The organism is Streptomyces sp. AC512_CC834, assembly GCF_019049325.1.
Taxonomy (GTDB): Bacteria; Actinomycetota; Actinomycetes; order Streptomycetales; family Streptomycetaceae; genus Streptomyces.
On the sequence record NZ_JAGMUO010000081.1, the window covers coordinates 1 to 273 of the forward strand.

The 273-nt window shown below is 69.2% G+C and carries 1 pseudogene; it reads right to left on the reverse strand.

Annotated elements, in window-relative coordinates:
* Window positions 1–233, reverse strand: a pseudogene (locus tag KUM40_RS27115) (ATP-binding protein); the annotation flags it as partial.
* Window positions 234–273: the final 40 nt, after the last annotated feature.

Consider the following 273-nt stretch of genomic DNA (forward strand, 5'->3'; position numbering starts at 1 on the left):
GCGCCGATGCGCAGTACGCCGTTTCCCGGCCAGCGCACGCGCAGTGCGGCCGGGCCCTTGGTGTGCCGTACGGCGTTCGAGACCAGCTCCGTCGCGAGGAGTTCCGCCACGTCGACCATGCCGATCAGGCCGTGCATCGTGAGGATGAGGCGGAGGGTGCGGCGGCTGACGGTGACGGCTCGGACGTCGTTCGGGATGTAGAGGGAGTACTCCCACGGGTCGGTTTCGGGCATGCGGCAGCTCCTGCTCGGTGGTGAGTGGTTGAGTGCGGGG